We start from the raw sequence: 14,973 nt of genomic DNA, 5'->3' as shown, positions 1-14,973 counted from the left end.
CCCCGGCAATGCACCCTCTGCAAATACCTGCCACGGGCGCGCCGATGGGGCGGTTGCGCTTGACGCGACGGCGCGAACCCGCATCCTGACCACGATTCGCCGAACCCCCGGCAAGATGGGAAGGAGCCCGCCATGTCCAAAGCCGTTATCGTTTCCGCCGCCCGCACCCCGGTCGGAAGTTTCCTCGGGGCGTTTGCCAACGTCCCCGCCCACGACCTTGGCGCCGCCGTTCTGAAAGAGGTGGTCGCACGCGCCGGCGTCGACGCCGCCGAAGTCAGCGAAACGATCCTGGGCCAGGTGCTGACCGCGGCGCAGGGCCAGAACCCGGCCCGGCAGGCGCATATCAATGCCGGCCTGCCGCAAGAGGCCGCGGCATGGAACATCAACCAGGTCTGCGGATCGGGGCTTCGCGCCGTGGCGCTGGCCGCGCAGCAGGTGATGATGGGCGATGCCCAGATCGTGCTGGCCGGCGGCCAGGAAAGCATGTCGCTGGCCACCCATGCGGCCTATCTGCGCTCCGGTCAGAAGATGGGCGACATGAAGATGGTCGACACGATGATCCGTGACGGCCTGTGGGACGCCTTCAACAATTACCACATGGGCCAGACGGCCGAGAACGTGGCCGAGAAATGGCAGATCAGCCGCGAACAGCAGGATGAATTCGCCGTCGCCAGCCAGAACAAGGCCGAGGCCGCGCAGAAGGAAGGCCGGTTCGACGACGAGATCGTCGGCTATACGGTCAAGTCGCGCAAGGGCGACACGGTCGTCGACAAGGACGAATATATCCGCCACGGCGCAACGCTGGACGCGATGCAGAAGCTGCGGCCCGCCTTTACCAAGGACGGCTCGGTCACGGCCGCCAACGCCTCGGGGCTGAACGACGGCGCGGCCGCCGTCATGGTCATGACCGAGGAAGAGGCGTCGCGGCGCGGCCTGACGCCGCTGGGCCGCATCGCCTCGTACGCGACGGCAGGTCTGGATCCGGCGATCATGGGCACCGGCCCGATCCCGGCCAGCCGCAAGGCGCTGGAAAAGGCTGGCTGGAAAGTCGGCGATCTGGACCTGGTCGAGGCGAACGAGGCGTTTGCCGCGCAGGCCTGCGCCGTGAACAAGGACATGGGCTGGGACCCGTCGATCGTGAACGTGAACGGCGGCGCCATCGCCATCGGCCACCCGATCGGCGCCTCGGGATGCCGCGTCCTGAACACGCTGCTGTTCGAGATGAAGCGCCGCGACGCAAAGAGAGGTCTTGCCACGCTGTGCATCGGCGGCGGCATGGGCGTCGCGATGTGCATCGAACGCTGAACGGGCAAATCGGCGCGCAATGATCTTGCGCGCCGCACATCCCGGCGGTAACAAGATTTCCTGAACGCTCAATCTCGAAAAGGGGGAGACATGTCGAAGGTTGCACTGGTCACCGGAGGTTCGCGCGGCATCGGCGCGGCGATTTCCAAGGCGCTGAAAGACGCGGGCTATACGGTCGCGGCGAACTATGCCGGCAATGACGAGGCCGCAAAGGCTTTCTCGGACGAAACCGGGATCAAGACCTATAAATGGTCGGTCGCCGATTACGACGCCTGCGCCGAAGGCATCCGCAAGGTCGAGGATGAGCTTGGCCCCGTCGCCGTGCTTGTCAACAACGCCGGCATCACCCGCGACGCGATGTTCCACAGGATGTCGCCGCAGCAGTGGAAAGAGGTGATCGACACCAACCTGACCGGGCTGTTCAACATGACCCATTCGGTCTGGGGCGGGATGCGCGACCGCAAGTTCGGCCGCGTGGTCAATATCAGCTCGGTCAACGGCCAGAAGGGTCAGGCCGGGCAGGCGAACTATTCCGCCGCAAAGGCGGGCGATATCGGCTTTACCCGCGCGCTGGCGCAGGAAGGCGCGCGGGCGGGCATCACCGTCAACGCCATCGCGCCCGGCTATATCGGGACCGAGATGGTGCGCGCCATCGACGAAAAGGTTCTGAACGAACGCATCATCCCGCAGATCCCCGTCGGCCGGCTGGGGGAGCCCGAGGAGATCGCCCGTGTGGTGGTATTCCTGGCGTCGGACGATGCCGGGTTCATCACCGGATCAACGATCAGCGCCAATGGCGGCCAGTTCTTCTCCTGAGACAGGCCCCCGAAACGAAAGCGGCCCGCGCGGAATGCGCGGGCCTTTTTCATCGGTCGAAACTGTTCAACGGGTCAATGGGACAGTCGGGATATCTCTTCCTTGAGGCGAAGCTTTTCGCGCTTCATCGCAGAAATCTCAAGATCGCTGGAACCGGGACTTTTCTGTGCTCTCTCCACGGCTTCCGAAAGAGCATGGTGCTTCTTGCGCAGCTCCTCGACATGGGAAGTAACCGACATCGCGTCCTCCTCTGTGGTTGTGTCGAACGGGTCGATTGCAGCACAGCTTTTCGATTCTGTCACGGGGCTTTCGCAACCGGGGCGGCAATCGGCGCCCCGTCGCGCAGCACCGATCGCGCCTGCGGCGTCAGATCGTCGCCATCGGACCCGTGCGCACCGTCGGCGTGCATGACGAACGGCGACAGCAGGCGCAGCGGCGTGCGCGCGCCCTTGCGCGCTTTGACCAGAACGCGCCCGGCCTCGCGCCCGGCGCGCGCGCAGACGGGCAGGACGATTGCGGCACCGGCGCGTCCGTGCAGCGCGGCCAGCATCGCATCCAGCCGGTCGGCCCGCTGGATCAGCGTCAGCACGCCCCCCGGCCGCAACCGCCGCAGCCCGGCGTCGATCCAGTGGGCCAGCGGCGTCTCCTCGCGCCGCGCGACGGCCCGGCCCGGATCGGACGCCGCCGTTCCGCCCAGGAAATAGGGCGGATTGGCGATCACGTGATCGAAGGACCGGGCGCGCAGCGCGGCCGGCGGATGCGTCAGATCGCCGGTCACCACCGTCAGCCCGATGCCGTTCGCCGCGGCGTTGCGGCGGGCGAGATCGGCGTAGTCCGGCTGCCGTTCCAGCCCGGTCAGATCCAGCCCGGGCACCCGCCATCCCAGACACAGGCTGGCCACCCCGGCGCCGCAGCCCAGTTCCAGAACCGATTGTCCGGGCTGCGCGGGGCAGGCCGCCGCCAGCATCACCGCATCCGCACCCGAGCGATAACCGCGCGCCGGCTGGAGGATGCGCAGCCGTCCGTCCAGAAACCCGTCCGCGCGCAGATCACTCATCCAGCCCGGCGTCGCGCAGGATCGCGCGCGCCATGAATTCATCGCGATCCGCGACCATGATCCGGCGCGGCAGCACGCCGATCGAGCCTTCAAGCACGCTCATGTGCTGGTCCAGTTCGAACGCAAGGATCCCCTCGGCCTCAAGCAGGTGCAGGGCGTGCGAAAGGCGGACGGGATCGGTGCTGCGCAATAGCTCTTTCATGGGCAAACAGTTAAGGGGCGGTTGCGAATTTGTCGATGGCGTGGCAATCCGTGGATCGCAAATAGGGGTGTGGGCATGGGTGTGAACGAAAACGTCCAGAAACCGCTGGATCGGCTGTCGGCGGAACTGGCCTCGGAAATGCAGGCGGTGAACGACCTGATCCGGGCGCGCATGTCCAGCCGCCACGCCCCCCGCATCCCCGAGGTGACGGCCCATCTGGTCGAGGCCGGCGGCAAGAGGCTGCGGCCGATGCTGACGCTGGCGGCGGCCCGGCTGACGGGATATGACGGGCCGTATCACGTCCATCTGGCCGCCACGGTCGAATTCATCCACACCGCTACGCTGCTGCATGACGATGTCGTGGACGAAAGCCGGCAGCGGCGCGGGCGTCCGACGGCAAATCTGCTGTGGGACAACAAATCCTCGGTCCTGGTCGGCGATTACCTGTTCGCCCGCAGCTTTCAGCTGATGGTCGAGCCGGGCAACATGCGTACGCTGGAGATCCTGTCGAACGCCAGCGCCACCATCGCCGAGGGCGAGGTTCTGCAACTGACCGCCGCCCAGGATCTGCGCACGGACGAGGATGTCTATCTTCAGGTCATCCGCGGCAAGACCGCCGCGCTGTTTTCGGCCGCGACCGAGGTCGGCGGCGTGATCGCCGGCGCGCCCGAGGCGCAGATCGCCGCGCTGCACGATTACGGCGACGCGCTGGGCATCGCGTTCCAGATCGTGGACGACCTTCTGGATTACGGCGGCGCGACGCAGACCATCGGCAAGAATGTCGGCGACGATTTCCGCGAACGCAAGCTGACCCTGCCGGTGATCAAGGCGGTGGCCCGCGCCGATGACGACGAACGCGCCTTCTGGGTCCGGGTGATCGAGAAAGGCGACCAGCGCGACGGCGATCTGGAACACGCGCTGCATCTGCTGGCGCGTCACGGCGCGATGCAGGGGGCGCGGGCCGACGCGCTGGACTGGGCCGGTCGCGCCAAGGCCGCGCTGGACCCGCTGCCCGATCATCCGATCCGCGACATGCTGTCCGATCTGGCCGATTTCGTCGTCAGCCGCGTCGCCTGAGGCGCGTGTCCCGGCGCGGCGGCAGCCCTGACCCCCGCGCCAGCAAGGGCGGCCCGCCGGCGCGGACCGCCCGTCTGCGGCACAAACCCCTGCCCTATCCGGCCTGAACGAAATCGGGATAGGCTTCCATCCCCATCTCGCGGATGTCCAGCCCGGTGATCTCGGCCTCGCGATCCACGCGAATGCCGATGGTCGCCCGCAGGATCAGCCAGGCGGCAAGGCTGGCAAGAAAGGCAAAGCCGCCGATGGCGACCACGCCCGCGATCTGCGTCAGAAACGCGGTGTCGGGGTTGGTGGCCGGAACGATGATCGTGCCCCAGATACCGGCGACCAGATGCACCGGGATCGCGCCCACCACGTCGTCGATCCTGAACCTGTCCAGCAGCGGCACGACCGCCACCGCGACCGCCCCGCCGACGCCGCCGATCAGGATCGCGGCGAAGATCGAGGGGGTCAGCGGTTCCGCCGTGATCGACACCAGCCCGGCCAGCGCGCCGTTCAGCACCATGGTCAGGTCGATCTTGCCATACAGCAGCTGCGTGGTGGCGATGGCGGCGATCACGCCCGCGCAGGCGGCCATGTTCGTGTTCACGAAGATCCGGCTGACATCGGCCGCGTCGCCGACCGATCCGATGGCCAGCTGCGAGGCGCCGTTGAACCCGAACCAGCCCAGCCACAGGATGAATGTCCCCAGCGTGGCCAGCGCCAGGTTCGATCCGGGCATCGGCTGGATGCGGCCGTCGGCGCGATACTTGCCGTGACGCGCGCCCAGCACCAGCGCCCCGGCCAGCGCCGCGAACCCGCCCGCCGCGTGGACAAGGGTCGAGCCGGCGAAATCCGAAAAGCCGAGTTCGGACAGGAACCCGCCGCCCCATTGCCAGCTTGCGCCGACCGGATAGATCAGCCCGGTCAGGATCACGGTGAAGATCATGAACGGCCACAGCTTCACCCGCTCGGCCAGGGTGCCCGACACGATCGAGGCGGTGGTGGCGCAGAACATCAGCTGAAAGAAGAAATCCGACCCGGCGGAATAGCCGTCCCGCGCCGCGCCCGCGCCCACCGCATCCAGCGCCCTGGGGCTGAAGAACTGGCCGATCAGCCCCGGCACGGTCCAGTCGGGCGGATACATCAGGTGATAGCCGATCAGCCAGTACATGATGCCCGCAATCGCGAACAGCGCGACATTCTTGAACAGTTGCGTGGTCACGTTCCGCGACCGGACCAGCCCCGCCTCCAGCATGGCGAAACCTGCGGCCATCCACATGACCAGGAAACCGCCGATCAGAAACAGCAGCGTGTTGAAGATATAGGCCATGTCGGCGGCGCTGGCCGGGGCGGCGGGGTCGGGCGCCGCGGCGGCATCCTGCGCGATGGCGGGCCATGCCGCCAGAGCCATCGCCGCGATCAGGGCTGGGGTCGTTCTTGTCATCGTTCACCTGTCTTCTGGTCCAGCGACCGCCGAAACCGGCCGCTTCCTGCCACCTTGGTCCCCGGTCCCGCGCCGTTTGCACAAGGGCCGGCCCGCCCGCCGCGGCGCGGAAATGCGATCTGCCCGAAAGACCGCCACGACGGCGCCCGCCCTGCCCGCTGTCGCGGCAGGTCGCGAAAGCGGAAATCGGCGGCGCGGGGCGGCGACGCGTTGCGTCGCTGCGAGGCCCGCTATCACGGATTGGTCAGGCCAATTCCCTCACCCGGATTCTTCCTGTATGCTGGCTGGCAATTTGGCCGTGACAATCGGCCGGGCAGAGACGCAGGCACCCTACGCATGAAACGACCCACCGGCACCCCGAAGCGCACGGGCCGCAGCCCCGTTGCCGACAAGCGCAGCTTTTCCAGACCGCCGGACGGCAAGAAGCCCGGCGTCAAGCGGCATAAATTGCGCCCGCCGCGGCGCGGCAATGCCGTGGTGCGCGCGATCGTGGGCACGATCACCCTGATCTGGCGGATCGTCTGGGGCTCGCTGTGGCGGCTGGCGATGGTGATGTTCCTGATCGTGGGCGCAGCATCGGCCTATTACTACAGCGGTCTGCCCGACCCCGAAGACCTGTTCGACGCCCGCGCGCGCGGCAGCGTCACCATGCTGGACCGCGAGGGCCGCGTGTTTGCCTGGCGCGGCGAGACCTTTGGCACCGTCACCAGCGACAAGATCGCCCCCGTCCTGCGCGAGGCCGTGGTCGCGACCGAGGATCGGCGGTTCTACGGCCACCTGGGGCTCAGCCCGCGCGGCATCGCCAGCGCGATCAAGATCAACCTGGCCGAGGGGCGCGGCCCGCTTGAGGGGAATGGCGGCTCGACCATCACCCAGCAGGTCGCCAAGCTTCTGTGCCTGGGCGAAACCTTCGACCCGATCCGCTGGAAGAACGAGGCCGAGTTCGAGGCCGATTGCCGCGTGGGCAGCCTGTGGCGCAAGGTCAAGGAGGTGCCCTTTGCCTTCGCGCTCGAGGCCAAGTATTCCAAGGACGACATCCTCAACATCTATATGAACCGGTCCTATCTGGGCGCCGGCGCGCGCGGGTTCGAGGCGGCCAGCCAGCGTTACTTCAACAAGCCGGCCACCGACGTGACCCCGGCCGAGGCCGCGATGCTGGCCGGTCTGCTGAAGGCGCCCAGCTATTACGCGCCGACGGCGAACCTTCAGCGCGCGCAGGACCGCGCAGACGTGATCCTGCGGCTGATGCATGAACAGGGCTATCTGGACGACACCGAACTGGCCAATGCCGAGGCGCATCCGGCGGTCCTGTCCAGGGCGGCGTCGGCGCGCGCGGGCGGGTATTTCGCGGATTGGGTGATGGAGACCGGTCCGGGCTTCCTGACCAGCGAAACGACCGAGGACGTCACCATCAAGACCACCTTCGACCAGCAGATCCAGCGCGCGGCCGAACGCGCGGTCAAGCGCATCTTCGACGAGAAGGTCAAGGATGGCAGCAAGGCGCAGGTCGCGGTGGTGGTGATGTCGGCCGACGGCGCGGTGCGCGCCATGATCGGCGGGCGCGACACGACGGTGAACGGCGCGTTCAACCGCGCCATCCAAGCCAAGCGCCAGACCGGGTCCAGCTTCAAGCCCTTCGTCTACGCCGCGGCGCTTGAGGCCGGGCATTCGCCCTCGGACACGGTCAATGACGGGCCGCTGACGATCCGCATGCCCGGCGGGCGGTCATGGTCGCCCAAGAACTATACCCGCCGCTATTACGGTCCGGTGTCGCTGACCGATGCGCTGAAACGGTCGCTGAACACCGCCACGATCCGCGTGCAGGAATCGGTCGGCCGCGACGCGGTCCGCCGCGTGGCCCATGATTTCGGCATCGTCAGCAACCTGACCACCAGCCCCTCGCTTGGGCTGGGCGCGTCCGAGGCGACGCTGCTGGAACTGACCGGCGCCTATGCGGGCATCCGCAACGGCGGCACCTCGGTCGCGCCCTACGGCTTGCAGGAATTGCGGATCAAGGGCGACGACCAGCCGCTGATGGGCCAGACCGGCGGCATGGGAGAGCGGGTGATCAGCCAGCGCGCGGCCGGCCAGCTGATCTACATGATGCAGCAGGTGATCGGATCGGGCACCGGCACGCGCGCGCAGCTGGGCGAACGCCCGGCGGCGGGCAAGACCGGCACGACCAGCAGCTATCGCGATGCGTGGTTCGTGGGCTTTACCGAACAATACGTGACCGGGGTCTGGATGGGCTATGACGACAACACGCCGCTGAAGGGCGTCACCGGCGGCGGCCTGCCGGCCGAGATCTGGCAGGCCGTGATGGGCGAGATCCACGAAGGGCTGCCGGTCCTGCCGCTGTCCACCGTGTCGCCCGACGGCAGCGGCATCATCATGTCGCAGGGCCAGGGCACGCCAAAGGTCGTGACCTCGGGATCGGCCGACGACCCGCTGGCCGCGGCGCTGGCCGGGGTGATGAACGGCGTCGACAACCAGCAGCGCGCGGCGCAATCGGGCGGTCAGGTCATCACCGCCCCGACCGAGGTCGGCGGCGGCGCCCCGCGCACCCCGGGCGCCAGCACCAGCGCCAGTTCCGACGACGCGCTCAGCCGCGCGCTGGACGGGATTCTGGGCGGAAACTGACGGCCACGACACAGGGCGGGGGTGACGACCCCGCCCGTGTTCGCGACCCGCATTCTTCGGAAACGCCTGCCCCGCCGCCCTCAGCCCGCGCGTTGCAGATCGGCGGTCAGCGCCGCCACATCGCCCCTGCGGCGGGCCAGCATCGCCGCCATCTCGGCGCGTTCGCTGGCCAGCATGTTCACGCCTTCGATGATGATGTTGAAGAACAGATCCCGCCCCGACTTGTTCGAGACGTGCCATTCCACCTCCATCGGGGCGCGACCGTTCAGATAGGCGACCGATGTGACGGCGTAGAAGCTTTTCAGCGGACGCGCCCCCGTCACCTCGATCTGCGAACCGATGAATTCGCGAAAGCGTTTTCCGTATTTGCGCCCGATATAGCCCTGGAACGCCTGTTTGTAGGCCGCGAAGTCCTGCGGCCCGATCTGGCGGGCGGCGGGGCCCAGCGCGGACCGCGCGATGATGTCCACATCGGCATGGCGGGCAAAGATCGCCTCGAACTCGCGATACATCTGCGCGGGTGGATGGCCGGCATTGATGACCCCGTAAACCTCGGCCAGCGCGGTGCGGATCAGCGCGCTGGCCTGACCCGCATCCAGCGCCCGCGCCGATCCCGGACGCCAGATCAGCGCGGACGCCGCCGCGCCGCTGCACAGGGTCAGAAAGCCGCGCCGGTCATTCCGCGTAAGGGTCGATGATGTGGCCGTCGGGGCCGGTGTCCGCATAGGGGTCAATGTCGCTGCCCTCCTGTCCCAGTTCATGGCGGCGATGCATCAGATAGATCAGCCGCGTTTGTGCATAGCTGTCGGCACTATCCCGCAAAACGCTGTCCACCGTATCCCCGAACCGGGCCCGATCACCGGCTTTTGACCCGATGCGCAATCCCAGCGCGACGGCCCTCTGCCGGTCGCTGTCCAGCAGGTGCCACAGCGGGTCGATGAGCAGATCAACGGCCTTGCCCACCGCGTCGCGCTGGGTCGAGGGGCCAAGCACGGGCAGTTCCAGATAGACACCTTCGGGCACGCCCCACACGGCCAGCGTCTCGCCGAAATCGGTATCGGTCTCGGGCAGGCCGAAATCGCGGCCGGCCGGATCGAACATGCCGGCGATCCCCAGCGTCGAGTTCACCGCGAAACGGAAAAGATTTTTCACCGCCGGTCCGGGCCGCCCCTGCAACAGGCTGTTGGCGATCTTGCCCGGCAGCGACAGGTTCGACCCCATATTGATGACCAAGTCCATCGCCCCCGGCTGGCCCGCCGTTCCCGGCGCATCGCCCCTGCCGGACCCGCCCAGCCCGGCAATCGGCCCGATCACCCTGGCGTCCAGCCCCTTGTTGAAGGCGTGAACCCGCCGGTTCTGCGCCTCGAACGGGTCCGACACCGCAATGCCGTCCACCATGACCGGGGATGAGGCGCAGCCGGCCAGTGCGACGGTCAGGATCAGGGCGGATTTCCGCCGGATGCGTTCTGGATGAGGCAAAGGGTTTCCTAACCTTTCTGGCATAAAGCTGATCCGGGACTCGCAACTGCGCAGACAACGCTTTTAAAAGGGGATACTGACGCGGGCGCGCAGCGGCAAGTCCGCGACGCGGGTTGCGCAGTCTGAACCGGGCGCAGTCTGGATTAAATACGAGGCAAGGACCGCAAGCGGATGGGCAAGGCGCCGTTCATGCATGATGGCAGTCACGAGCTGCGCAAGGCCCGCGCGGCCGGTTTTCCGCTGTTTGCGGGGGTCGCGCTGTTTTCGGCGGTGGTGAACCTGCTGATGCTGACCGGGCCGCTGTTCATGTTGCAGGTCTATGACCGCGTGCTCAGTTCGCGGTCGCAGGAAACGCTGACGGCGCTGTTCGTGCTGGTGGTGTTCCTGTTTCTGCTGATGGGCGTGGTCGATCTGGCCCGCAACCGCGTGACCCAGCGAATCGCGGCGCGGTTTCTGGACCGGATGGAGGGGCGGGTGTTCACCGCCGCCTTGCGCGAAGGCGCGATCACCGGCGACGAATCGGCCGCGGCGGCCAGCGGCATGCGCGATCTGGATTCGGTCCAGCGGTTCATCGGCTCGCCGGTGATGCTGGCCATGTTCGACATTCCCTGGGCACCGGTGTTTCTGGGCGCGGTCTTCATCTTCCACCCGCTTCTGGGCGTGGTTGCCACCATCGGCGGGCTGATCCTGGTGTTCTCGACCGTGGCGAACCGCTGGCTGACGCGCCAGCCGCTGCAACGGTCCACGGTGGCCGCCACGCAGGCGCAGCGGATGGCCGATCTTTACCGCGACGAGGGCGAGGTGATCGGCGCGCTGGGCATGCGCGGCGCGACGTTCCGCCGCTGGCGCGCGGCGCGCAGCGAAGCGCAGGACAACGCCGTGCGCGGTGCCGACGTCTCGTCGGGTTTCACCGTCTTTTCGCGCAGCTTCCGGCTGTTTCTGCAAAGCGCGATCCTGGCGACCGGCGCCTATCTGGTCCTGCGGCAAGAGGTGACGCCGGGCGCGATGATCGCCAGTTCGATCATGATGGGCCGCGCGCTGGCCCCGGTCGAACAGCTGGTCGGCGGCTGGGCGCTGGTTCAGGCGGCGCAGGACGGCTGGAAACGGCTGTCGCAACTGCTGTCGCGCCAGCCGCCCGAGGGGCGCAAGACCCCGCTGCCCCGCCCCGAGGCGCAGCTTGACGTGCGCCAGCTGTCGGTCGCCCCGCCGGGACAGGGCGTGGCCATCGTGCGCGGCATCGGCTTTTCGGTGGCACCGGGTCAGGCGCTGGGCGTGATCGGGGCGTCGGGGGCGGGCAAGACGACGCTGGCGCGCGCGCTGATCGGGGCGTGGCCGGTCGGTGCGGGCTCGATCCGGCTGGGCGGGGCGACGCTGGATCAGTTCGATCCCGATATTCTGGGATCGCTGATCGGTTATCTGCCGCAACAGGTGACGCTGTTCGATGGCACGATTGCCGAAAACATCGCCCGCCTGTCGCCCGATCCGGACCCCGATCGCGTGGTCCACGCCGCGCGTGCGGCGGCGGCGCATCAGATGATCCTCGATCTTCCGCGCGGATATGACACCCGCATCAGCCAGACCTCGGGCCGGCTGTCGGGCGGACAGATCCAGCGGATCGGCCTGGCGCGCGCGCTGTATCCCGACCCCGTCCTGCTGGTCCTGGACGAACCGAACTCGAATCTCGACAATCAGGGGTCCGAGGCGCTGAACGCCGCCATCCGCCGGATCAAGGCGCAGAAGGGCGCGGTGGTGATCATGGCGCACCGCCCCGCCGCGATCAGCGAATGCGAATTGCTGATGGTGATGGAACAGGGCGTCCGCCGCGCCTTTGGCCCGCGCGATCAGGTCCTGCAGGAGCTGGTGCAGAATTCGGCCCAGATCCTCAAGGCGCAAGAGGCTGGCCGCAGCGGAGGCGTGACATGACCGGCGACAGTCACAAGACCGGCGGCCAGGGCCAGGGCGACCCGACACCGGGCAAGGATGCGACCGGCCCGATGCACACGCCCGTCCCGCCGCGCGCCGACCGCCCGCTGCGCCTGACCGATCCGGTCGATCCCTCCGCGCCCGCGACATCGCCCGACGCGGAGGCGGACCGGCCGTCGGACAAGGCGGGTCCCCCGCCCGCATCGCCGTCGGCCGCCGGCAAGGCCAGGGCGACCGCGCCCGGGCTTGCGCCCTCGGGCGGCACGCTGCGGCAGCCGCGCAACGTGCCGCCACCCCCGCGCAACGTGCCGCCGCCGTCTCCGCCGCCGCCGCCGCCGCCCATCGCAGCCCCCGATCCGGGGCGCTGGCCGGTGCGCGGGCCGATGACGCTTGGCCTGCTGGCGATTCTGGTGATGTTCGGCGGCTTCGTCCTGTGGGGCATGCAAAGCCGCATCGCCGGCGCCGTCGTCGCCCCCGGTCAGGTCGAGGTCGAGCAGCAGCGCCAGATCGTGCAGCATCCCGATGGCGGCGTGGTCCAGAAGATCGCCGTGACCGAAGGGCAAACCGTGGCGGCGGGCGATCTGCTGATCAGTCTCGACGGCACCCTGCTGTCCACCGAACTGGCCATCGTCGAGGGCCAGTATTTCGAGATCCTCGCCCGCCGAGGCCGGCTTGAGGCCGAGCGTGCCGATGCCGACAGCATCGACTTTCCCGATCTGCTGGTCGAGGAGGTGGCCGAAAACCCCGACCTGTCCGATCTGATCGCCGGGCAGCGCAGCCTGTTCGAAACCCGCCGCTCGACGCTGAGCCAGTCGCTTGACCAGCTTCAGAAACAGTCCGAACAGGTCAAGGCGCAGGTTGACGGCATCGACGCGCAGATCAGCGCGCTGGCCAGGCAGCGCGAGCTGATCGGAGAGGAGCTGGAGGATCAGCAAAGCCTGTTGTCGCGCGGGCTGGCGCAATCCTCGCGCGTGCTGGGCTTGCAACGCGAGGCGGTGCGGCTGGACGGCCAGCTTGGCGAGTTGCAGGCCAGCCGCGCGCAGGCCGAAACCCGCCAGACCGAGCTGGACATCCAGCGTCTGCGCCTTGGCGCCGAACGCCGCGAAGAGGCCGAGACGCAGCTGAGCGATCTGGGCTATCGCGAACTGGAACTGGCCGAACGCCGCCGCAGCCTGATCGAACAGCAGAACCGGCTGGACATCCGCGCGCCGGTGGCCGGCATCGTCTATGATCTTCAGGTGACGACGCCGCGTTCGGTCATCCGCCCGGCCGAGCCGCTGATGTATCTGATCCCGCAGGACCGCCCGCTGGTCATCGGCGCGCGGCTGGCCACGATCAATGTCGATGAGGTCAGGCCCGGCCAGCCGGTCGTGCTGCGCTTTTCGTCGTTCTCGTCGCGCACCACGCCCGAGATCGACGGGCGGCTGGAACGCATCTCGGCCGACGCGCTGATGGATGAGGCCACGCGCACGCCCTATTACCGCGCCGAAGTGACGATCCCGGCCGAAGAACGCGAGAAGCTGGGCAATCTGGCGCTGATCCCCGGCATGCCGGTCGAGGTGTATATCCAGACCGGCGAACGCAGCCCGATGACCTATCTTCTCAAACCGCTGGCAGATTACTTCAACCGCGCCTTCCGCGAGAACTGATCCGCCGGTCAAGGTGCCGTCCCTGCTTGCTTTTTTCCCGCAGCTGCCGCAGCTTGCTGTCAAAGCGCAAAGGAATGACACATGCTGAGAGTCCTGTCCCGCCCCGCCACCCGGCTGATGGAAAGCTGGCTTCCCGACGCCTTCATCTTCGTTCTGGTGCTGACCCTGCTTGCCGCGATCGCGGCGCTGACCACGCAGGACGTGACGCCGATCGCGCTGATCGCGATCTGGGGCGACGGGTTCTGGTCGCTGCTGCAATTCGCGATGCAGATGCTGCTGGTGCTGGTCACGGGCTTCATCCTTGCCAGCTCTCCGCCCGTTCGCAAGATCCTGCAATGGATCGCGGGTCTGGCCACGTCGCGCGGGTCGGCCATCATCCTGGTCAGCCTTGTGTCGCTGGCGGCAAGCTGGATCAACTGGGGGTTCGGGCCGGTCGTGGGCGCGATCTTCGCCAAGGAACTGGCGCGCCAGATCCGGGTCGATTACCGGCTGCTGGTGGCGGCTGCCTATTCCGGTTTCGTGATCTGGCATGGCGGGCTGTCGGGCTCGATCCCGCTGACCATCGCCACCGAGGGTCATTTCACCGCCGACCAGATCGGCGTGCTGCCGACGTCAGAGACGATCTTCGCGCCGTGGAACCTGGTCATCGTGATCGCGGTGGTGATCGTCGTGCCGCTGGTGAACCGGCTGATGCTGCCGCTGGAATCCGAACAGGTGCTGGTCGATCCGGCCAAGCTGGACGACAATGTCGCGCCCCCGCCCGTGTCACCCTATGCCACCCCGGCCGAGCGGTTGGAGAACAGCCCGATCCTGATGTGGCTGATCGGCATCCCCGGCCTGATCTGGCTGGCGACCTATTTCGCCGGCGGCGGCGGCATCAACCTGAACGTGGTGAACTTCCTGTTCCTGTTTCTGGGCATCGTCTGCCACGGCACGCCGCGCAGCCTGCTGATGGCGCTGGACGACGCGGTGCGCGGCGGCGCCGGCATCGTGATCCAGTTCCCCTTCTATGCCGGGATCATGGCGATCATGACCGATACCGGGCTGGCCGCCAGCCTGTCGGGCTGGTTCGTGTCGATCTCGACCGCCGACAGCCTGCCGTTCTGGAGCTTTATCAGCGCCGGGATCGTCAACATCTTCGTGCCCTCGGGCGGCGGGCAATGGGCGGTGCAGGCGCCGGTCATGCTGCCGGCCGCGGAATCGCTTGGCGCGGATGTGGCCCATGTCGTGATGGGCGTGGCGTGGGGCGATGCCTGGACGAACCTGCTGCAACCGTTCTGGGCGCTGCCGATGCTGGGTATCGCCGGGCTGAAGCCGCGCGACATCATGGGGTTCTGTGTCGTGCAGTTGCTGATCACCGGGGTGGTGATCGGCGGGCTGCTGTATCTGATGTAAC

The 14,973-nt window shown here is 67.7% G+C and carries 13 protein-coding genes; 7 read left to right on the top strand and 6 right to left on the bottom strand.

Annotated features, from left to right (window positions below):
• The first annotated feature begins 132 nt into the window (after positions 1–132).
• A complete protein-coding gene (locus JHW45_RS03300; protein WP_272859538.1) occupies positions 133–1,305 on the top strand; it encodes an acetyl-CoA C-acetyltransferase in 1,173 nt (390 codons plus the stop codon).
• A gap of 90 nt (positions 1,306–1,395) precedes the next feature.
• Complete coding sequence (phbB, locus tag JHW45_RS03295; RefSeq protein ID WP_272859537.1) at positions 1,396–2,121, top strand: acetoacetyl-CoA reductase; 726 nt, start codon at positions 1,396–1,398, stop codon at positions 2,119–2,121.
• A gap of 74 nt (positions 2,122–2,195) precedes the next feature.
• Here the strand turns inward: phbB and JHW45_RS03290 are convergent, their stop codons facing one another.
• Genes JHW45_RS03290 through JHW45_RS03280 form a run of 3 tightly spaced genes read right to left on the bottom strand, consistent with a single transcriptional unit; the run spans position 2,196 to position 3,380 of the window.
• On the bottom strand, positions 2,196–2,360 hold the full coding sequence (locus JHW45_RS03290) for a YdcH family protein (protein ID WP_272860522.1): 165 nt from the start codon (positions 2,358–2,360) through the stop codon (positions 2,196–2,198).
• 59 nt (positions 2,361–2,419) lie between these two features.
• Positions 2,420–3,178 (bottom strand): tRNA1(Val) (adenine(37)-N6)-methyltransferase, encoded by a 759-nt coding sequence (locus JHW45_RS03285; protein ID WP_272859536.1) that lies wholly within the window; start codon positions 3,176–3,178, stop codon positions 2,420–2,422.
• Positions 3,171–3,380 (bottom strand): putative signal transducing protein, encoded by a 210-nt coding sequence (locus JHW45_RS03280; protein ID WP_272859535.1) that lies wholly within the window; start codon positions 3,378–3,380, stop codon positions 3,171–3,173. Before JHW45_RS03280 ends, JHW45_RS03285 begins: the two co-directional genes overlap by 8 nt.
• Positions 3,381–3,455: 75 nt before the next feature.
• On the opposite strand from JHW45_RS03280, the gene JHW45_RS03275 reads away from it, so the two are divergent.
• The gene (locus JHW45_RS03275; RefSeq protein WP_272859534.1) at positions 3,456–4,457 is read left to right on the top strand and encodes a polyprenyl synthetase family protein; all 1,002 of its coding nucleotides are present in this window, start codon (positions 3,456–3,458) and stop codon (positions 4,455–4,457) included.
• 94 nt (positions 4,458–4,551) lie between these two features.
• Here JHW45_RS03275 and JHW45_RS03270 read toward each other — a convergent pair whose 3' ends face one another.
• Entirely contained in the window at positions 4,552–5,886 is a 1,335-nt protein-coding gene (locus tag JHW45_RS03270) for an ammonium transporter family protein (protein ID WP_272859533.1), read from the bottom strand.
• Positions 5,887–6,222: 336 nt separating this feature from the next.
• Between JHW45_RS03270 and JHW45_RS03265 the strand changes: the two genes are divergently transcribed.
• Entirely contained in the window at positions 6,223–8,526 is a 2,304-nt protein-coding gene (locus JHW45_RS03265) for a transglycosylase domain-containing protein (protein WP_272859532.1), read from the top strand.
• Positions 8,527–8,606: 80 nt separating this feature from the next.
• On the opposite strand, the gene JHW45_RS03260 is transcribed toward JHW45_RS03265, so the two are convergent.
• Both JHW45_RS03260 and JHW45_RS03255 read right to left on the bottom strand, forming a co-directional pair.
• The gene (locus tag JHW45_RS03260; protein ID WP_272859531.1) at positions 8,607–9,251 is read right to left on the bottom strand and encodes an MlaC/ttg2D family ABC transporter substrate-binding protein; all 645 of its coding nucleotides are present in this window, start codon (positions 9,249–9,251) and stop codon (positions 8,607–8,609) included.
• Positions 9,202–10,005, bottom strand: a complete 804-nt coding sequence (locus JHW45_RS03255; protein ID WP_272859530.1) for an MlaA family lipoprotein — start codon at positions 10,003–10,005, stop codon at positions 9,202–9,204. Before JHW45_RS03255 ends, JHW45_RS03260 begins: the two co-directional genes overlap by 50 nt.
• A gap of 189 nt (positions 10,006–10,194) precedes the next feature.
• On the opposite strand from JHW45_RS03255, the gene JHW45_RS03250 reads away from it, so the two are divergent.
• The 3 genes from JHW45_RS03250 to JHW45_RS03240 all read left to right on the top strand — a co-directional run bounded on the left by JHW45_RS03250 (position 10,195) and on the right by JHW45_RS03240 (position 14,972).
• Positions 10,195–11,928 carry a type I secretion system permease/ATPase gene (locus tag JHW45_RS03250; protein ID WP_272859529.1) on the top strand — a complete coding sequence of 578 codons (1,734 nt, stop codon included), beginning with the start codon at positions 10,195–10,197 and terminating at the stop codon, positions 11,926–11,928.
• Positions 11,929–12,311: 383 nt separating this feature from the next.
• A complete protein-coding gene (locus tag JHW45_RS03245) occupies positions 12,312–13,577 on the top strand; it encodes an HlyD family type I secretion periplasmic adaptor subunit (RefSeq protein ID WP_272860521.1) in 1,266 nt (421 codons plus the stop codon).
• A gap of 81 nt (positions 13,578–13,658) precedes the next feature.
• Positions 13,659–14,972 (top strand): short-chain fatty acid transporter, encoded by a 1,314-nt coding sequence (locus JHW45_RS03240; RefSeq protein WP_272859528.1) that lies wholly within the window; start codon positions 13,659–13,661, stop codon positions 14,970–14,972.
• Position 14,973: the final 1 nt, after the last annotated feature.

It is taken from the genome of Paracoccus stylophorae (assembly GCF_028553765.1).
GTDB lineage: Bacteria > Pseudomonadota > Alphaproteobacteria > Rhodobacterales > Rhodobacteraceae > Paracoccus > Paracoccus stylophorae.
This window is presented reverse-complemented; position numbering and strand designations above follow the sequence as displayed.